Raw genomic sequence first — 17,251 nt, 5'->3', positions numbered from 1 at the left:
CCGGAGGCGGATTGGCAAGGCGCCCTGAACGGGGCCAAAATGGCCTCAAACGAGCAGCCCGCGCCCCAAGAAGAAGCCGACAAGACGGACCTCATGACGGCAGCCATCCTCTGCGCCTTCGCCTCGGCCGTCTTCCTGGGTGCCGGGGTCGTGCTGGCGCAGCTCGGTTTGCGCACCGTCGAGCCGCTGTCGGGCGCCGCGATCAGCGTCCCCTCCTTCACCTTGCTGTTGCTGTTGCTGTCGCCGCTGATCCTGCACGGTGAACCGGAGGTCTGGCGCGGCCTACCGATCTTCATCGCGATCGGCCTGTTTTTTCCGGCCTCGCTGACGCTGCTGACCTTCGCCTCGAACCGGGCGCTCGGGCCGGTGATCACCTCGACGCTTGGCAATCTCGCGCCGCTGTTCGCGGTCGCCGCGGTGCTGCTGCTGCACGAGCCGCTGCAGCCGCAGCAGCTGCTCGGCCTCGTCGTCGCAGTCACGGGCGCCGCGATCATCACCGTCACCCGCCCGCGCGACCTCGGCCATTGGCGGAGCTGGGCGCTGCTGCTTCCGATCTGCAGCGCTCTGGTGCGCGGCGTGGTGCCGCCAATCGCCAAGCTCGGGCTCGCGGTCTGGCCCAGCCCGCTCTGGGCTTGCTTGATCGGCTACGTCATGTCGTCGCTCGTGGTGCTGACGGTGCAGCGCGTCCGCAAGGGCAGCTTTGTCGTCGTCGCGCCGCGCGCGGGCCGGTTCTGGTTCGCGCTGACCGGGATCAGCAACGGGCTCATCGCGCTCTCGCTCTTCGCCGCCGTCCGCAACGGCCCGATCACGCTGGTGGCGCCGCTCGCTGCGATCTATCCGCTGGTGACGGTTGCGCTCAGCGCCATGATGCTCAAGCACATCGAGATCACTGCGCGGATCGTCGCCGGAACCGTCCTGACCGTCGTCGGTGTGGCGCTGGTGCTGATCGCCTGATTGTTGATTTCGCAAGACACTGTTGCGAGCTGAGCAGCTGTGCAGGACGGCACCGACCTGTCACAATCCGCTTGTTGCCGGAGTGATTTGTGAGAGCCCCTACCCCGCCGTCCCCTTACGCGCATCCTGCGCGGCTGATCCTCATTCTGTCGCTGGCGCCGACCGTTGGCCTCGGCATCGGCCGCTTTGCCTATGCGCTGGTGCTGCCAGACATGCGTGACTCGCTTGCCTGGTCCTATTCCACCGCCGGCTTCATGAACACGATCAATGCCGCCGGCTATCTCGTCGGCGCGCTGTTCGCGTCCCGCGTGATCCAGCGCTTCGGGCTCGCGACATCGGTGCGGTGGTCGACGCTTGCCTCCGTCCTGTCGCTGGCGCTCTCGGCGATGTCGGGCAACATCGTCGTGCTGAGCTTTGCGCGGCTCTTGGTCGGCCTGGCTGCCGCGGTCGGTTTTGTCGGCGGCGGCGCGCTTGCCGCGACGATTGCGCAATCGCGGCCCGAGCGCGCGAACTTCCTGCTCAGCCTGTTCTACGCCGGACCGGGTGTCGGCATCCTGTCGTCGGGCCTGATCGCTCCCTTCGTGCTGCAGGGCTTTGGCGAGGGCTCGTGGTGGATCGTGTGGTGGGTGATGACGCTGCTCGCCGTGATCATGACGCTGCCATTGTGGTTCGCGCCGTTCCACGCCGATGCCGCAGCGAGCCGCGTCGCCAGGACGAAATTCGCGATTCGACCGGTCCTGATCTACCTCACCGGCTACTTCCTGTTCGGCGCCGGCTACATCGCCTACATGACCTTCATGATCGCCTATGTCCGCGACGGCGGCGGCGGTGCGGTGGCCCAGAGCGCATTCTGGAGCCTGATTGGGATCAGCGCCTTCGTCACGCCCTGGGTCTGGCGGCGCGTGCTGGCGTTCGACCGCGGCGGGCTCGCCACCACCATCATCCTCGGCGTCAACGCGCTCGGCGCCAGCCTGCCGATCTTCGGGCATTCGCCGCTGTTGCTTGCGGTCTCGGCGCTGGTGTTCGGCGTCGCTTTTTTCGCGGTCGTCGGCTCGACCACCGCCTTCGTCCGCTTCAACTACCCGCCCGACGCCTGGCCGACCGCGATCGCCGCCATGACGATCGCCTTCGGCATCGGCCAGACGCTCGGCCCGATCGTCGTCGGCGCGATCACCGACGCGGTCGGCAGCCTGTCAGTCGCGCTGAATGTCTCGGCCGCGATGCTGGTGCTGGGTGCGGCGCTGTCGGCGCTGCAGCGGAAGGTGAGGCCGTAATCCGGCGTCGTCCCGGCCTAGTGCGCAATTGCGCACGGGGGCCGGGACCCATACTCCGCGGCCACAGGAATGGGCATAAGCGGAGTCACCTCCCGCAACCGCAACGATTTGTGGTTATGCGTCCCGGCCTGCGCCGGGACGACAGGGGCTAACTTCCGCTGAACGAATTGTACCCCTGGTCTTCCCAATAGCCGCCCTTGTAGTCGTTGGTGACTTCCATCGAGACCACATATTTCGGATTCTTGAAGCCGAGCTTGGTCGGCACCCGGATCTTCATCGGGAAGCCGTAGGCGCGCGGTAGGATCTCGTCAGCGAACTTGAACGTCATCTGCGTCTGCGGGTGCAGTGCGCTGCGCATGTCGAGCGGCGAATTGTAGCCGTCCTTGTCGGCACACTGGAACCAGACATATTTGGCGCGCGTGTCGGCGCCGACGAGCTTGAGGAAGTCGCGCAAGGGAGTGCCGGTCCAGCTTCCGATCGCGCTCCAACCTTCGACGCAGATATGACGCGTGACCTGCTTCACCTGCGGCAGCTTGTAGAGCTCATCGAGCGTCCAGGATTTCTTGTTCTCGACCAGCCCGCGCACCTCGAGCTTCCAGTCCGCGCCCACGATCTCCGGCGCCTCGTCGAGTTCGTAGTAGGCATTGAACGGGAACGGTTTCGTAATCGCGCTCTCGGGGAAGGTCGGCGCCAGCGCATCCGGATTGAACATCCAGGCCTGCACCGCGTCGTTGAACTTCGAAACCTGCTTCAGCATCTCCTCGGCCGACGACGAGTCGGCGACGTCGCAGCCGGTCAGCAGGGTCAGCGCGCCGAGGCTGGCGCCCGCGGTGATGAAGCGACGCCGCGTCAGGTCGGGCATTGTCTTCACGGCGTCGCGGACAAGCAGCTTCTTGTCGACGCCGGGGATCAGGAGCTTGCGCATGCGGCCCATGACATTCCTCCTCAAATCTCATTTCCGGGCATGATCGATTCCGAAAACCGGTTTCCACTTTTCGGGATCATGCCCTAGCGCCCGATGATCATGGCGCGCAGGCTCTTCGGCACCAACACCGCGAGCGCGACATGGATCACCAGAAAGGCGACGATCAGCGCCATGCAGATGAAGTGAACGTAACGCGCGACGTCGTAGCCGCCGAACAGCGCGGTTAGCCATTGCAGTTGCACCGGCTTCCAGATCGACAGGCCCGACAGCACGATGACGACACCGACGACGATAATGCCGGCATAGAGCAGTTTCTGCACCGAATTGTATTTGCTGAGATCGTCATGCGACAGCTTGAAGGTCAGCGCCGCCTTGGTGTCCGAGATCACCCCACCGGGCGTGATCGGCAGCAGCTTGCGGCGGAAGCGGCCGGTGACGAAGCCGAGGATGAGATAGATCAGGCCGTTGACCATCAATAGCCACATCGCCGCGAAATGCCACAGCAGGGCGCCGCCGAGCCAGCCGCCCAGCGTGATGCTTCTTGAGAAGGTGAAACTGAACAGCGGCGAGGCGTTGTAGATCTGCCAGCCCGACATGATCATCACGATCATGGCGACCGCGTTGATCCAGTGCAGCACCCGCACCCAGGCCGGCTGGATCACCTTGGCCGGGACTTTGGCTTCCGCACGGTCGTCGCTGACGGCAAGGCTCGACATGGTCGCTCTCTTATCTAGGTCGTTACCAGCTTATACGCCAGTGACAGCTGAATCGTTACCGCATCGCACGCTATCAATTCGATGCACGCCGCCTATCGCGGTCACAAAAATGCGAGCCGGGCGGGTCCCCGGCTCGCTGTTTCACACGCCCTGTTGGGGACTAAACAGGGATATGCGGTGTTACGACGCCGGCATCAGCACGGTATCGATCACATGGATGACGCCGTTCGACTGGTTGACGTTCGAGATCGTCACCATCGAGCTGTCGCCCTTGGCGTCGATGATCCAGATCTTGCCGTCCTTGTGCTTCACGGTGAGCTGTTCGCCCTCGGCGGTCTTCAGCGTCTTGCCGTCGGTGAGATCGGAGGCCGCAAGCCTGCCGGGGACGACGTGGTAGGTAAGGATCTTGGTCAGAGTCGCCTTGTTCTCCGGCTTGACCAGCGTGTCGACGGTTCCGGCCGGCAGCTTGCCGAACGCGGCGTTGGTCGGCGCGAACACCGTGAACGGGCCCTTGGCCTCCAGCGTCTCGACCAGGCCCGCAGCCTTCACCGCAGCGACGAGGGTGGTGTGATCCTTGGAGTTGACGGCGTTCTGGATGATGTTCTTTGACGGGAACATCGCGGCGCCGCCGACCATCACGGTCTTTTCCTCGGCGCGCACGGGCGCGACGACGGTGGCGGTGATCGCCAGCGCGCTGAAGGCGGCGGCGGCGAGATAGGTAATACGCTTCGACATGGTTTCATCTCCCGATGAATAGCTGGCCGGCGGAACTCCGCCGGCGATGAGGGGGCAACAACGGCGCGGGGTGGTTGGTGAGTGCGTCGTCGTTGCCCCGAACTACGGGAGGTTTTGCGGGCGGTTTCGCTGGATAATTTATCGTGATGCGTGAAACTAATTCGCCGGATGATCGTGGGGGCGATTGTAGCCCGGATGAGGCGCCTAATCCCTGTTCGCCGGCGTCTGGATGAAGCCGCGATTATGCGTCGGGCTGATCAGGATCTCGTTCACGCAAACGCGCGCGGGCATGCTGGCGACGAAGGCGATGGTGCGGCCGCAATCCTCGGGCTGCAGCATCTTGGCCTGCTCGTCGGCGCTCGGCACCACCGGCCGCTGCTTCAGGATCGGGGTCGCGACCTCGCCCGGCGACAGGCAGCACGCACGCAGGCCGTTGACGCATTCGTCCATGTTGAAGGAGTGGGTCAGCGCCAGCACCGCATGTTTTGTTGTGGTGTAGGCCGGACCCGGCATCTTGGAAACGTGGCGGCCCGCCCATGAGGCGACGTTGATGATGCAGCCGTCCTTCTGCTTGCGCATCGTCGGCAGCGCCGCGCGCATGCAATAAAGCAGGCCGTTGAGGTTGACCTCGACCAGCTTATCCCAGCCCTCCAGTTCCATATCCGCCCAGCTTCGCTTCGGGACATTGATGCCGGCGCTGTTGACGAGGAGGTCGATCCGGCCGTGCTTGGCGACGATCGTGTCCGCCGCCTTGTTGACGTCGGCCTTGTTGCTGACATCGAGCGCGATCGCCTCGGCCCTGCCGCCCTTCTTGGTGATGTTGGCCACCACGCGGTCGAGCTCTTCCTTGCGGCGGCCGGAAATCACCACCGTCCAGCCGTCCGCGGCGAGGAATTCCGCCCCGGATTCACCGATTCCGCTGCCGCCGCCGGTCACCCAGGCCACGCGTTTCCCGTTTTTTGTCATTGCAAACTGTCTCCGTTGCTTTCCGAAGGGCGTTTTTGCTAATCCAGCCGAAAGTTTCCGGCTCCTTTGCCCCTCGGGGGATGTTGCATGAACACGACGACCAACGCCAACCTGTTTTCCCGCCTGTTCGACGGCCTCGACGACCCCGCACGACTTGCGATCGAGCAGCTCGATGGCAGCCGTATCTCCTACGGCGACCTGATCGCGCGCGCCGGCCAGATGGCCAACGTGCTGGTCAGCCGCGGCGTCAAGCCGGGTGACCGCGTCGCGGCGCAGACCGAGAAATCGGTCTCCGGCCTCGTGCTCTACCTCGCCACCGTGCGCGCCGGCGGCGTCTATCTGCCGCTCAACACCGCCTATACGCTGAACGAGCTCGACTACTTCATTTCGGACGCCGAGCCATCGCTGGTGGTGTGCGATCCCGCCAAGCTGGAAGGCATCAAGGCGATTGCCGCCAAGGTTGGCGCCAAGGTTGAGACGCTCGACGCCAGCGGCAAGGGCTCGCTGACCGAGGCCGCCGACAAGGCGAGCAAGGAATTCGCAACCGTTCCCCGCGGTAATGACGACCTCGCCGCGATTCTCTACACCTCGGGCACCACGGGTCGCTCCAAGGGCGCGATGCTCTCCCACGACAATCTCGCGTCGAACTCGCTATCGCTCGTCGGTTACTGGCGCTTCACCGACAAGGACGTCCTGATCCACGCGCTGCCGATCTATCACACCCACGGCCTGTTCGTGGCGAGCAATGTGACGCTGTTCGCGCGTGCCGCGATGATCTTCCTGCCGAAGTTCGATCCGGACCTGATCCTGAAGCTGATGGCGCGTGCGACCGTGCTGATGGGCGTGCCGACCTTCTACACCCGCCTGCTGCAGCATCCCGGGCTCAACAAGGAATCCACCAGGCACATGCGGCTGTTCATCTCGGGCTCCGCGCCGCTGCTCGCCGACACCCACCGCGAATGGTTCGCCCGCACCGGTCACGCCGTGCTCGAGCGCTACGGCATGACCGAGACCAACATGAACACCTCCAACCCCTATGACGGCGAGCGCGTACCCGGCGCGGTCGGCCATCCGCTGCCCGGCGTCTCCGTGCGCGTCACCGATCCTGATACGGGCAAGGAGCTGGCGCCGGAGACGATCGGCATGATCGAAGTCAAGGGCCCGAACGTGTTCAGGGGCTACTGGCGGATGCCGGAGAAGACTAAGGCCGAATTCCGTGCCGACGGCTTCTTCATCACCGGCGACCTCGGCAAGATCGACGACAAGGGCTATGTCCACATCCTCGGTCGCGGCAAGGACCTCGTGATCTCGGGCGGTTTCAACGTCTACCCGAAGGAGATCGAGAGCGAAATCGACGCCATGCCGGGCGTGATCGAGTCCGCCGTGATCGGCGTGCCGCACGCCGATTTCGGCGAGGGCGTCACCGCCGTCCTGGTCTGCAACAAGGGCGCCGATATCAGCGAGGCCTCGGTGCTGAAGGCGCTCGACGGCCGGCTCGCGAAATTCAAGATGCCGAAACGCGTCTTCGTCGTCGACGAACTGCCGCGCAACGCCATGGGCAAGGTGCAGAAAAACATTCTGCGGGACACGTATAAGGATATTTATACGAAGGCGTAGGCCCAAACCGGCCCGGTGCCGTAGCCCGGATGGAGCGAAGCGCAATCCGGGACCGACCAGCTGTGAAAACCCGGATTACGCTTCGCTCCATCCGGGCTACGCACCGCTCAGCAGGCTGATCACGAACCGTCCGCCAACAATAAGGAGATAGGCCCCGAAGGCAATCTCCAGCGATCGTTTCGACAGCGCATGGGCCACTTTCACCCCGAGCGGCGCGGTGACCAGCGTGGTCGGCATCGCTAGCAGCGCGCCGATCAGCGAGACATAGCCGAGCGCGAACGGCAATTGCAGCGCCGTGACGTCGGGGAAGCGCGCGGCTACGGGCCAGCCGGCATAGACATAGCCGAGCGCGCCGGGGATCGAGATCAGCACGGCGAGTGCGGACGAGGTCGCGACCGCCTGATGAATCGGCCGCCCGTAGAAGGTCATCAGAAGGTTCGCGAACAGGCCGCCGCCGATCCCCATCAGCGTCGACAACAGGCCGACGAAGAAGCCGTAGACGCGCATCAGAAAGCCCTTCGGCACGTCGTCGCCAAACTTCCAGGTCTCGCGCGCCAGCAAGAGGCGCGCCGCCGCCGACCACGCCACCATCACGAACACGATCTTGAACAACCGCTCCGGCGCGATGCGCGCGGTGACGCTGCCGGCCAGCACGCCGAGCACGATCGGCAGCCACCAGCGGCGGAGGATGTCCATGTCGACGGCGCCCCGGCGATAGTGGGCGCGGAACGAGCTTAGCGAGGTCGGGATAATGATCGCGAGCGAGGTGCCGATGCAGAGCGGCATCCGTACCTCCAGCGGCACGCCGGCAAGGCGGAAGCATTCATAGAACACCGGCACCAGGATCGCGCCGCCGCCGATGCCGAACAGGCCGGCGAGAAATCCGGACAATGTCCCGACCGCGATCAGCAACAACGCAAGTTCAAGAAGTTCTTTGGGATCGAGGCCAGCCATTTCAGTGTCAGCGTGTAGAGCGTGGAACCACGGGAGCGCAACCCCGATGGCTCGACATCCTGAGCCGCATTTTTGGGATGGTGCCCCCAACTATCTGGCACGCCGCGTGATCTCGCGCAGCACAACTGCCTGGTGTTTTCCGACACGCCCGGCGGCGCAGAATGGCGCTGCGCTGACGCGACCAAAGCGGGTCGCAAAATCCGCATATCCGGTCGGCTCTGGATGAATAGCCTGGATGCGCTGGTGGGCGCCGCCAAGGATGGCGCCCACATCGTGCGCGTACCGTCGTGGCTCGTGGAGGCAGACGTCGCCGCAGGACGCCTGCAGCGCCTGCTGGTCGCCTACGAACCGGCGCCGACACCGCTCCATTTGCTGTTCCAGCCATCGCAGCTGGCATCGCCTAAGATCAGGGCCTTTGCCGATTATATCGTCGAGCGATGGCGCAGCGATCCGTTTGTGGCGCCGTCGCGGACGGTTAGCGACGACGTCTCGTAGCATGGAGATTCCAATTCAGTTCTTAGTCGGGATCGCGTCTCGCCTGGTATACCAGCCTGCGGATCAACCGCATTTCCGCGGGCTGTAGCAATGAATTCCGGTTCGACGGAATGCCATTTGGTCGTTGCGCGGATGGGTTCGACTCCGTAAATAGAATCCATCTACCGCGTTCCCCGATGGGCCGGCCGCGGTCCCACACAACATAAAGCCGCCGATGACCGCCAGGATCGAACGACCGCTTTCGCCCCATATTCAAACCTATCGCGTGACCCTAACGATGGCGCTTTCCGTCGTCCACCGGGCGACCGGAATCGCGATGTATTTCGGCACGCTGCTGCTCGCCTGGTGGCTGATCGCAGCGGCCTCCGGTCCGACGGCCTATGCCAACGTCCAGGCCTTTACCGGCAGCTTGATCGGCAAGCTAATCCTGTTCGGTTACACATGGGCGCTGTTGCATCACCTGGTCAGCGGCATCCGCTACTTCATCTGGGACCTCGGCTATGGCTTCAAGGCCAATGAGCGCGAGGCCCTGACCTGGGGCGCGCTGATCGCTGGCGTTTCACTGACCGTGCTGGTCTGGATCATCGCCTATGCAGTTGGAGGCGGACGATGAGCGGCCGTTCCTCGATGCGCACGCCGCTGGCGCGCGTCCGTAATCTCGGTTCCTCGCATACCGGCACCTCCGATTTTTGGCGTCAGCGCCTCACGGCGGTCGCTATGACGCTCTTGATCGTGCCCGTGCTGCTGGTGATCCTGATGCTGATCGGCCGCAACCACGCGGGCGCGGCGCAAATCCTGGGCTCGCTGCCGGTCGCCATCATCCTGCTGCTCTTCATCATCGCCAGCACCTGGCACATGAAGATCGGCATGCAGATCGTGATCGAAGACTACGTGCACAATGAGAAGTTGAAGCTCGCAAGCGTGATGGCCAACAATTTCTTCTGCTTCGCAGTGGCGATGGCCTCGATCTACGCAATCCTCAAATTGTCGTCGGGAGTATAACCCATGGCCGGAGAAGGTAACGGCAAGGCCACCAATGGAGGTGGCCCGGCCACGAACGGCAAGGCCTACCCGATCGAAGACCACACCTACGACGTCGTCGTGGTCGGCGCCGGCGGCGCGGGCCTGCGCGCCGTGGTCGGCTGCTCGGAAGCGGGCCTCCGCACCGCCTGCATCACCAAGGTGTTTCCGACCCGCTCGCACACCGTCGCCGCGCAGGGCGGCATCTCGGCGGCGCTCGGCAACATGCACCAGGACGACTGGCGCTGGCACATGTACGACACCGTCAAAGGGTCGGACTGGCTCGGCGACCAGGACGCGATCGAATACATGGTGCGCAACGCGCCGGAGGCGGTCTACGAGCTCGAGCATTGGGGCGTGCCGTTCTCGCGCACCGAAGACGGCAAGATCTACCAGCGCCCGTTCGGCGGCATGACCATGGACTATGGCAAGGGCCAGGCGCAGCGCACCTGCGCCGCCGCCGACCGCACCGGTCATGCGATGCTGCATACGATGTACGGCCAGTCGCTGCGTCACGCCGCGGAGTTCTTCATCGAGTTCTTCGCCATCGACCTGATCATGGACGATCAGGGCGTCTGCCGCGGCGTAATCGCGCTGAAGCTTGATGACGGTACGCTGCATCGCTTCCGCGCCCAGACCACCATTCTCGCCACCGGCGGCTATGGCCGCGCCTACGCCTCCTGCACCTCGGCCCATACCTGCACCGGCGATGGCGGCGGCATGGTGCTGCGCGCGGGGCTCCCGCTGCAGGACATGGAGTTCGTCCAGTTCCACCCGACCGGCATCTACGGCGCGGGCTGTCTCGTCACCGAAGGCGCACGCGGCGAAGGCGGCTATCTCGTCAACTCCGAAGGCGAGCGCTTCATGGAGCGCTACGCGCCGTCAGCCAAGGATCTCGCCTCACGCGACGTCGTCTCGCGCTCGATGACGATCGAGATCCGCGAGGGCCGCGGCGTCGGCAAGAAGAAGGACCACATCTTCCTGCACCTCGATCATCTCGATCCCAAGGTGCTGCAGGAGCGGCTGCCGGGCATTTCCGAATCGGCCAAGATCTTCGCCAATGTCGACGTCACCCGCGAGCCGATCCCGATCGTGCCGACCGCGCACTACAACATGGGCGGGATCCCGACCAATTATCACGGCGAAGTGCTGACCAAGAAGAATGGCGACGACAATGCCGTGGTGCCCGGCCTGATGGCGCTCGGCGAAGCGGCCTGCGTCTCCGTGCATGGCGCCAACCGGCTCGGCTCCAACTCGCTGATTGACCTTGTCGTGTTTGGCCGCGCCGCCGCGTTGCGCCTAGCGGAGAAGCTGACGCCGAATGGCAAGCAGCCGGAATTGCCGAAGGACTCCGCCGACAAGGCGCTGGGACGGCTCGATTACTTCCGTCATGCCTCCGGCGGCACGCCGACCGCGAAGCTGCGCGACAGCATGCAGCATGTGATGCAGAACAATTGCGCGGTGTTCCGCACCGGAGAGGTGCTGCATGAAGGCCAGAACCTGATCCACAAGGTGTATGGCGGCATCAGCGACATCTCCGTCACCGACCGCTCGCTGGTGTGGAACTCCGATCTGGTCGAGACGCTCGAATTCGACAATCTGATCGTGCAGGCGGTCGTAACGATGGATTCGGCAGCCAACCGCACCGAAAGCCGCGGCGCGCATGCGCGTGAGGATTTCCCGGAGCGTGACGACAAGAACTGGATGAAGCACACGCTGGCGTGGATCGATCCGGCGGGCAAGACCACGATCGATTACCGCCCGGTGCACAGCTACACGATGACCAACGACGTGCAGTACATCCCGCCGAAGGCGCGGGTCTACTGAGAACGAAGGCTAGCAAGCATGGTTGAATTCGCACTTCCGAAGAATTCGAAGATTTCCGGCGGCAAGACCTGGCCGAAGCCTTCAGGCGCGACCGAGACGCGCGAATTCCGGGTGTATCGCTGGAATCCGGACGACGGCAAGAATCCGAGCGTCGACACCTACCATGTCGACATCAATGATTGCGGCCCGATGGTGCTGGACGGGCTGATCTGGATCAAGAACCACATCGACCCGACGCTGACCTTCCGCCGCTCCTGCCGCGAGGGTGTCTGCGGCTCCTGCGCGATGAACATCGACGGCCAGAACACGCTCGCCTGCACCAAGTCGATGCACGACCTGGCCCCAGGCGGGGCGGTGAAGGTCAACCCGCTGCCGCACCAGCCGGTGGTGAAGGACCTCGTTCCCGACCTCACCAACTTCTACGCCCAGTACGCCTCGATCGAGCCGTGGCTGAAGACCACCACGCCGACGCCGCAGAAGGAATGGAAGCAGAGCCACGAGGAGCGCGAGAAGCTCGACGGCCTCTACGAATGCATCCTGTGCGCCTGCTGCTCGACCTCCTGCCCGAGCTACTGGTGGAACAGCGACCGCTTCCTCGGCCCCGCCGCGCTGTTGCAGGCGACGCGCTGGGTCACCGACAGCCGCGACGAGGCGACCGGCGAGCGGCTCGACAATCTCGAGGACCCGTTCCGCCTCTATCGCTGCCACACCATCATGAACTGCGCCAAGGCGTGCCCGAAGGGCCTCAACCCATCGGAAGCGATCGCCGAGCTCAAGCTCAAGCTGGTCGAACGCCAGATCTGACCCCGCGCCACACGCGAGCGGCTGGGCATCAGGAGATGCCCAGCGATCGCGCCAGGTTGAAGGTCAGGAAGCTCGCGACATAGGCCAGCGCGAGCATGTAGACGAAGGTCACCACCATCCACTTCGCACTGCCGGTCTCGCGGCGGATCACCGCGAGCGTCGAGGCGCATTGCGGCGCGAAGATGTACCAGACCAAAAGCGACAACGCGGTCGCCAGGCCCCATTTCTGCGCCAGCACCTGGCCGATCTGCTCCGCGGCCTCCTTGCCGCCCTCGATCGAATAGACGGTGCCGAGGGCTGCGACCGCAACCTCGCGCGCCGCCATGCCCGGGATCAGCGCCACCGCAATCTGCCAATTGAAGCCGATCGGCGCGAGCAACGGCTCGAGCGCATGCCCGATCATCGCCGCGAAGCTATAGTTGATCGCCGGCCCCTCGGCGCCGGCGGGCGCGGTCGGGAACGACGCCAGAAACCAGATCAGCACCATCATCGACAGGATCGTGGTGCCGGCGCGATAGAGGAACATCTTGGCGCGGGTGAATACGCCGATCACGATGCTGCGCAGCCGCGGCATCTTGTAGTCTGGCAACTCCAGCATGAACGGCGCCGGCGCATGGTCGCGCCACAGGAAGAATTTCGCGACCGCCGATACCGTCAGCGCGCTGGTGATCCCGGCGGCGTAGAGACCGAACATCACGAGCCCCTGCAAATTGACCCAACCCCACAGCGTCTTCGCCGGAATGAAGGCGGAGATGATCAGCGTATAGACCGGAATCCGCGCCGAGCAGGTCATCAGCGGCGCGATCAGGATCGTGGTCAGCCGGTCGCGCCGGTTGTCGATCACCCGCGTCGCCATGATGCCGGGAATGGCACAGGCGAAGCTCGACAGCAGCGGAATGAAGGCGCGGCCATGCAGTCCGGCGCCGCCCATGATGCGATCCATCAGGAACGCGGCGCGCGCCATGTAGCCGAAATCCTCCAGCAGCAGGATGAACAGGAAGATGATGATGATCTGCGGCAGGAACACGATGACACTGCCGACGCCGGAAATCACGCCGTTCTGCAGGAAGCTTTGCAACAGGCCTTCGGGCAGCACGTCGTGCACGACTTGCCCGAGCGCCGCGAAGCTGTTCGACAGCAATTCCATCGCCGGCTGCGCCCAGCTGAACACCGCCTGGAACATCACGAACAGGATCAGCGCCAGGATCACGAGACCGCCGACCGGATGCAGTACGACGGAATCGATCCGGTTCGTCAGCGTGTCCGGCTTGGTCGGCAAGGTCACGGCTGCCGCGATGATGCGGTCCGCCTCGCGCTGCGCGGCCTTCAGATCGGCGATCGTCGGCGCGGTCCACCGATTGGCCGCCGGCGCCTCATGCGCGCGGGCCAGAAACTCGTCGGTCCGCCGCAGCAGCTCATCGACGCCGCCCTTGCGGACTGCGACCGAGGTCACGATCGGCAGGCCGAGCTCCTGCGACAGCCGATCAAGGTCGATATCGACGCCGCGGCGCCTGGCGATGTCGATCATGTTGAGCACGAGCATCATCGGCCGGCCGATACGCTTGAGCTCGAGCACGAGCCGCAGTGTCAGCCGCAGATTGGTTGCATCAGCCACGCAGAGCACGAGATCGGGAACCGCCTCGCCCTGGAAGCGTCCGAGCACGATGTCGCGGGTGATCTCCTCGTCCGGGCTGCGGCCGCGCAGCGAATAGGTGCCCGGCAGGTCGAGCACGGTCACGCTGCGGCCTTCGGGCGTGACGAAGCTGCCGGACTTGCGCTCGACGGTGACGCCGGGATAGTTCGCGACCTTCTGGCGGCTGCCGGTCAGGCTGTTGAACAGCGAGGTCTTGCCGGTGTTCGGGGCGCCAACCAGCGCCAGGCGGAGGGTGGCAGCGCTCATTCGACGATCACAGCCATGGCTTCGCTCCGGCGCAGCGCGATTGTGATGTTGTCGACGCGCACGGCGATCGGATCGCGCCGGATCGTGCCCTCATGAAGGACTTCCACGCGCGCGCCCTCGACAAAGCCCATCTCGACCAGGCGTTGCTCGAGCTCCTGCGGAGAGAGCGACGACCGGCCCTGCGGCGCATCGAGCCTGAGGATTTTTCCGACAAAGCCGCGATCCGCATGCCCGAGCCGGACGTCCTGGGAGTCTCTGGGATCACCTGTCATGCGGCCTCTTTTTCAGCACGTAATCATGCGGTCAAGCGTTTGCCCATGGCATGCTTTAGAACCCTTAAAAACAGCCGCCGCGGGCGTCATTGCCGCCGATTTTCCCCTTCGGCCGACGCGTGCACCGTGGCGCTGGTAGCGAGGTCGTGAACGGTCGTGCATGGCGGCGGCGGCATGGCGACCCGCCCGGCGGCACGGCACCTCGGCCAGTCCTCGGGAGCGAGTCGCAACTCGGGCGCAAAAATTGGCTAGCAATTTATCGATCCCCTCGCGGCCTTCCCCGCTCGCGCGGTCAAACGGCAGCAGCGACGGCCCTCCCGCCACGACCTTCGGTCGGCATGGCTCGGTTTTGCTTCCTCCCGCTCGAAGGTTTGCGTTACACTTCGCGCGGAGCCGGAGAGCCCGTGCAAACCGCACAACGTAATTCGCTGAGACTGCTGCAATGGATGATGGCCGCATCGCTGGCCCTCCCGCTGGCGCTGTTTGTCTTTGCCTCCGCAATGTCCTGGATCTCGACCAACGAAACCGCCGACAGGGAGATTGAACGCACGCTCGACGTCACCCATGAGCACGCGCTCAAGGTGTTCGAGACCATCGACCGCAGCCTGTCGGAAATCACCGAAATGATCCGGGGCCTCACCGACGCCGACATCACGGCGCGCGAGGCGAGCCTGCACCAGCGGCTGAAGCAGCTTGCCGACGCGCTGCCGCAGGTGAAATCCACCTGGATCTTCGATGCCAGGGGCCACGCGCTCGCCAACAGCCTGGTGCTTCCCGCCCCCGATATCGATTTTTCGGATCGGGACTACTTCCAGGCCCAGGCCATTCGCGACGCCGGAACGTATATCGGCGAGGTGCTGCAACCGCGGTCGCCCTATCAGGGGGCGCCGTTCTTCGGCGTCAGCCGGAGGCGGCAGAGCGAGGATTTTAGCTTTGTCGGCGTGATCCAAGGCTCGGTGCTGCCGGAGTATTTCGAGAATTTCTACGCCCGGATCGGCCGCGAAGGCGGCAGCTTCTTCGCACTGATCCGGACCGATGGCGCGGTGCTGGCGCATTTCCCGCCCGCCGACCGCAACTTCCGGTTCGAGCCGAGCGGACCACTCGGACAGCAGATCGTCGCCAACCCGCAGGCCGGGCTGATCACGGTGAAGTTTCCTGCCGACGGCGTCGAACACCGGCTCGGCTACCGGCGGCTCGCCGGATACCCGATCTATGTCTCGGCCGGGCTGGAGACGTCGGCGATCCGCGCGCGCTGGATCGCGACCATGGCCCAGCATTTGATCTTCGGCGCGCCGGCGACCGCTCTCCTGTTCTGTCTGCTCGCACTGGCGCTGCGCCGGACCCAGCATCTGCAGGCCGAGGCTGAGCGGCGCATCGAGGCCGAGGAGGCGCTGCGGCACGGCCAGCGGCTCGAGGCACTCGGGCAGCTCACCGGCGGCGTCGCGCACGACTTCAACAATCTCCTGACCGTGATCCGCGCATCGGTCGACATGTTGCGGCGCCCGGACCTGCCGGAGCCGCGCCGGCAGCGCTACATCGACGCGATCTCCGACACGGTGAGCCGCGCCGCCAAGCTGACCGGCCAGTTGCTCGCCTTCGCGCGCCGGCAGACCCTGAAGCCCGAAACGTTCGACGTCGGCCAGAGCGTGCAGACGCTCGGCGAGATGATCGCGACCCTGATCGGCCCGCGCATCGAGATCGTCACGCAGATCCCCGACGAGCCTTGCCTCATCAACGCCGATGCCGGCCAGTTCGAGACCGCCATCATCAACATGGCGGTGAATGCCCGCGACGCCATGGAAGGCCTCGGCCGGCTGACGATCGCGGTGCGCCGCGAGGCCATGTTGCCCTCGGAGACCACGAGCCCGCCGTCTCCGCACGGTTATGTCGCGGTTTCGGTCGCCGACACCGGGATCGGAATTCCGCCGGACCAGCTCGGCCGGATCTTCGAGCCGTTCTTCACGACCAAGGAGGTCGGCCAGGGCACCGGCCTCGGCCTTTCGCAGGTATTCGGATTCGCCAAGCAATCCGACGGCGAGGTGGCGGTTGCGAGCGAAGTCGGCAAGGGCTCGACATTCACGCTCTATCTGCCGCGCGCCGTCGGCAACAGCAGCGTGCAATCGCTGCTCTCCGACGATATCCCGCCCGGCGATGGACGCGGCACATCGGTGCTCGTGGTCGAGGACAATCAGGAGATCGGCAAGTTCGCGACCGATGCGCTGGTCCAGCTCGGCTACACCGCCGTGCTGGTCGACAATGCCACCCACGCGTTGGAAGAGCTCGTCGCCGATCCCGCCCGCTTCGACATCGTGTTCACCGATGTCGTGATGCCGGGCATGAGCGGCATCGAGCTCGCGCAGGAGATTCGCCGGCAAGGGCTCAACGTGGCGGTCGTGCTGGCCTCGGGTTACAGCCAGTTGCTGTCGCAACAGGGCAGCCATGGCTTCGAGCTCTTGCAAAAGCCCTACTCGGCCGAGCAGCTCGCGCGCATGCTGCACAAGGTCGCACGTTCGCGGCGGGTCAACCGCGATCAAGCGCCGGCCTCCTCGTAAGGGATTTGCGAATTGCGCTGATAGTAATGGCGAGGCTAGCACAACTATCAATTCCGTCATCCTGAGGAGCGCGGAACGCGCGTCTCGAAGGATGACGGTGTTGGCGTGATTTACATGTCATACAGCTGTGCTGATGTAGGTTCGCGTTCTCGCGACGTGAACCGTCCGAGGTTTGCATCTCGTTTCGCCCTCTCTTCAAACAGAGGGCGCAGGGAAAGCCGGGTGCCGATTGCACCCGCA

16 protein-coding genes are annotated in these 17,251 nt (G+C 64.6%); 9 read left to right on the top strand and 7 right to left on the bottom strand.

What is annotated here, in order from left to right; genetic code table 11:
• Positions 1-93 precede the first annotated feature (93 nt).
• The gene (locus tag ACFFWD_RS24390; RefSeq protein WP_376969327.1) at positions 94-954 is read left to right on the top strand and encodes an EamA family transporter; all 861 of its coding nucleotides are present in this window, start codon (positions 94-96) and stop codon (positions 952-954) included.
• 89 nt (positions 955-1,043) lie between these two features.
• Positions 1,044-2,228: a YbfB/YjiJ family MFS transporter gene (locus ACFFWD_RS24385; RefSeq protein WP_376969325.1), complete on the top strand. Its 1,185-nt coding sequence runs from the start codon at positions 1,044-1,046 to the stop codon at positions 2,226-2,228.
• A 148-nt stretch (positions 2,229-2,376) separates the two neighbouring features.
• On the opposite strand, the gene ACFFWD_RS24380 is transcribed toward ACFFWD_RS24385, so the two are convergent.
• From ACFFWD_RS24380 to ACFFWD_RS24365, 4 genes are all read right to left on the bottom strand, one after another.
• A complete protein-coding gene (locus ACFFWD_RS24380) occupies positions 2,377-3,162 on the bottom strand; it encodes a molybdopterin-binding protein (protein WP_376969323.1) in 786 nt (261 codons plus the stop codon).
• A 74-nt stretch (positions 3,163-3,236) separates the two neighbouring features.
• A complete protein-coding gene (locus ACFFWD_RS24375) occupies positions 3,237-3,869 on the bottom strand; it encodes a cytochrome b/b6 domain-containing protein (protein WP_376969322.1) in 633 nt (210 codons plus the stop codon).
• A gap of 180 nt (positions 3,870-4,049) precedes the next feature.
• Positions 4,050-4,604: a fasciclin domain-containing protein gene (locus ACFFWD_RS24370; RefSeq protein WP_376969320.1), complete on the bottom strand. Its 555-nt coding sequence runs from the start codon at positions 4,602-4,604 to the stop codon at positions 4,050-4,052.
• A 204-nt stretch (positions 4,605-4,808) separates the two neighbouring features.
• Positions 4,809-5,570, bottom strand: a complete 762-nt coding sequence (locus tag ACFFWD_RS24365; protein ID WP_376969318.1) for an SDR family oxidoreductase — start codon at positions 5,568-5,570, stop codon at positions 4,809-4,811.
• Positions 5,571-5,657: 87 nt separating this feature from the next.
• Between ACFFWD_RS24365 and ACFFWD_RS24360 the strand changes: the two genes are divergently transcribed.
• Complete coding sequence (locus ACFFWD_RS24360; protein WP_376969316.1) at positions 5,658-7,187, top strand: malonate--CoA ligase; 1,530 nt, start codon at positions 5,658-5,660, stop codon at positions 7,185-7,187.
• Between the two features lie 96 nt (positions 7,188-7,283).
• Here ACFFWD_RS24360 and ACFFWD_RS24355 read toward each other — a convergent pair whose 3' ends face one another.
• Positions 7,284-8,141, bottom strand: a complete 858-nt coding sequence (locus ACFFWD_RS24355; protein WP_376969314.1) for a sulfite exporter TauE/SafE family protein — start codon at positions 8,139-8,141, stop codon at positions 7,284-7,286.
• Positions 8,142-8,213: 72 nt separating this feature from the next.
• On the opposite strand from ACFFWD_RS24355, the gene ACFFWD_RS24350 reads away from it, so the two are divergent.
• From ACFFWD_RS24350 to ACFFWD_RS24330, 5 genes are all read left to right on the top strand, one after another.
• Positions 8,214-8,636 (top strand): LysR substrate-binding domain-containing protein, encoded by a 423-nt coding sequence (locus ACFFWD_RS24350; protein WP_376969312.1) that lies wholly within the window; start codon positions 8,214-8,216, stop codon positions 8,634-8,636.
• Between the two features lie 214 nt (positions 8,637-8,850).
• Positions 8,851-9,249, top strand: coding sequence for a succinate dehydrogenase, cytochrome b556 subunit (gene sdhC / locus ACFFWD_RS24345; RefSeq protein WP_376969310.1), 399 nt, complete (start codon positions 8,851-8,853; stop codon positions 9,247-9,249).
• 14 nt (positions 9,250-9,263) lie between these two features.
• On the top strand, positions 9,264-9,638 hold the full coding sequence (gene sdhD, locus ACFFWD_RS24340) for a succinate dehydrogenase, hydrophobic membrane anchor protein (protein WP_376969391.1): 375 nt from the start codon (positions 9,264-9,266) through the stop codon (positions 9,636-9,638).
• Positions 9,639-9,641: 3 nt separating this feature from the next.
• Positions 9,642-11,483, top strand: coding sequence for a succinate dehydrogenase flavoprotein subunit (sdhA, locus tag ACFFWD_RS24335; protein ID WP_376969308.1), 1,842 nt, complete (start codon positions 9,642-9,644; stop codon positions 11,481-11,483).
• A gap of 18 nt (positions 11,484-11,501) precedes the next feature.
• The gene (locus ACFFWD_RS24330) at positions 11,502-12,287 is read left to right on the top strand and encodes a succinate dehydrogenase iron-sulfur subunit (RefSeq protein ID WP_376969306.1); all 786 of its coding nucleotides are present in this window, start codon (positions 11,502-11,504) and stop codon (positions 12,285-12,287) included.
• A gap of 28 nt (positions 12,288-12,315) precedes the next feature.
• Here ACFFWD_RS24330 and feoB read toward each other — a convergent pair whose 3' ends face one another.
• Both feoB and ACFFWD_RS24320 read right to left on the bottom strand, forming a co-directional pair.
• Positions 12,316-14,187 (bottom strand): ferrous iron transporter B, encoded by a 1,872-nt coding sequence (gene feoB, locus ACFFWD_RS24325; protein WP_376969304.1) that lies wholly within the window; start codon positions 14,185-14,187, stop codon positions 12,316-12,318.
• On the bottom strand, positions 14,184-14,459 hold the full coding sequence (locus ACFFWD_RS24320) for a FeoA family protein (RefSeq protein WP_376969302.1): 276 nt from the start codon (positions 14,457-14,459) through the stop codon (positions 14,184-14,186). Before ACFFWD_RS24320 ends, feoB begins: the two co-directional genes overlap by 4 nt.
• A 404-nt stretch (positions 14,460-14,863) precedes the next feature.
• Here ACFFWD_RS24320 and ACFFWD_RS24315 point away from each other — a divergent pair, with 404 nt between their 5' ends.
• On the top strand, positions 14,864-17,011 hold the full coding sequence (locus ACFFWD_RS24315) for an ATP-binding protein (RefSeq protein ID WP_376969300.1): 2,148 nt from the start codon (positions 14,864-14,866) through the stop codon (positions 17,009-17,011).
• Positions 17,012-17,251 lie beyond the last annotated feature (240 nt).

It is taken from the genome of Bradyrhizobium erythrophlei (assembly GCF_042430365.1).
In the GTDB taxonomy this organism is placed as follows: Bacteria; Pseudomonadota; Alphaproteobacteria; order Rhizobiales; family Xanthobacteraceae; genus Bradyrhizobium; species Bradyrhizobium erythrophlei.
The sequence above is the reverse complement of the archived record's forward strand: the minus strand, read 5'-3'. Positions and strand labels throughout refer to the sequence as shown.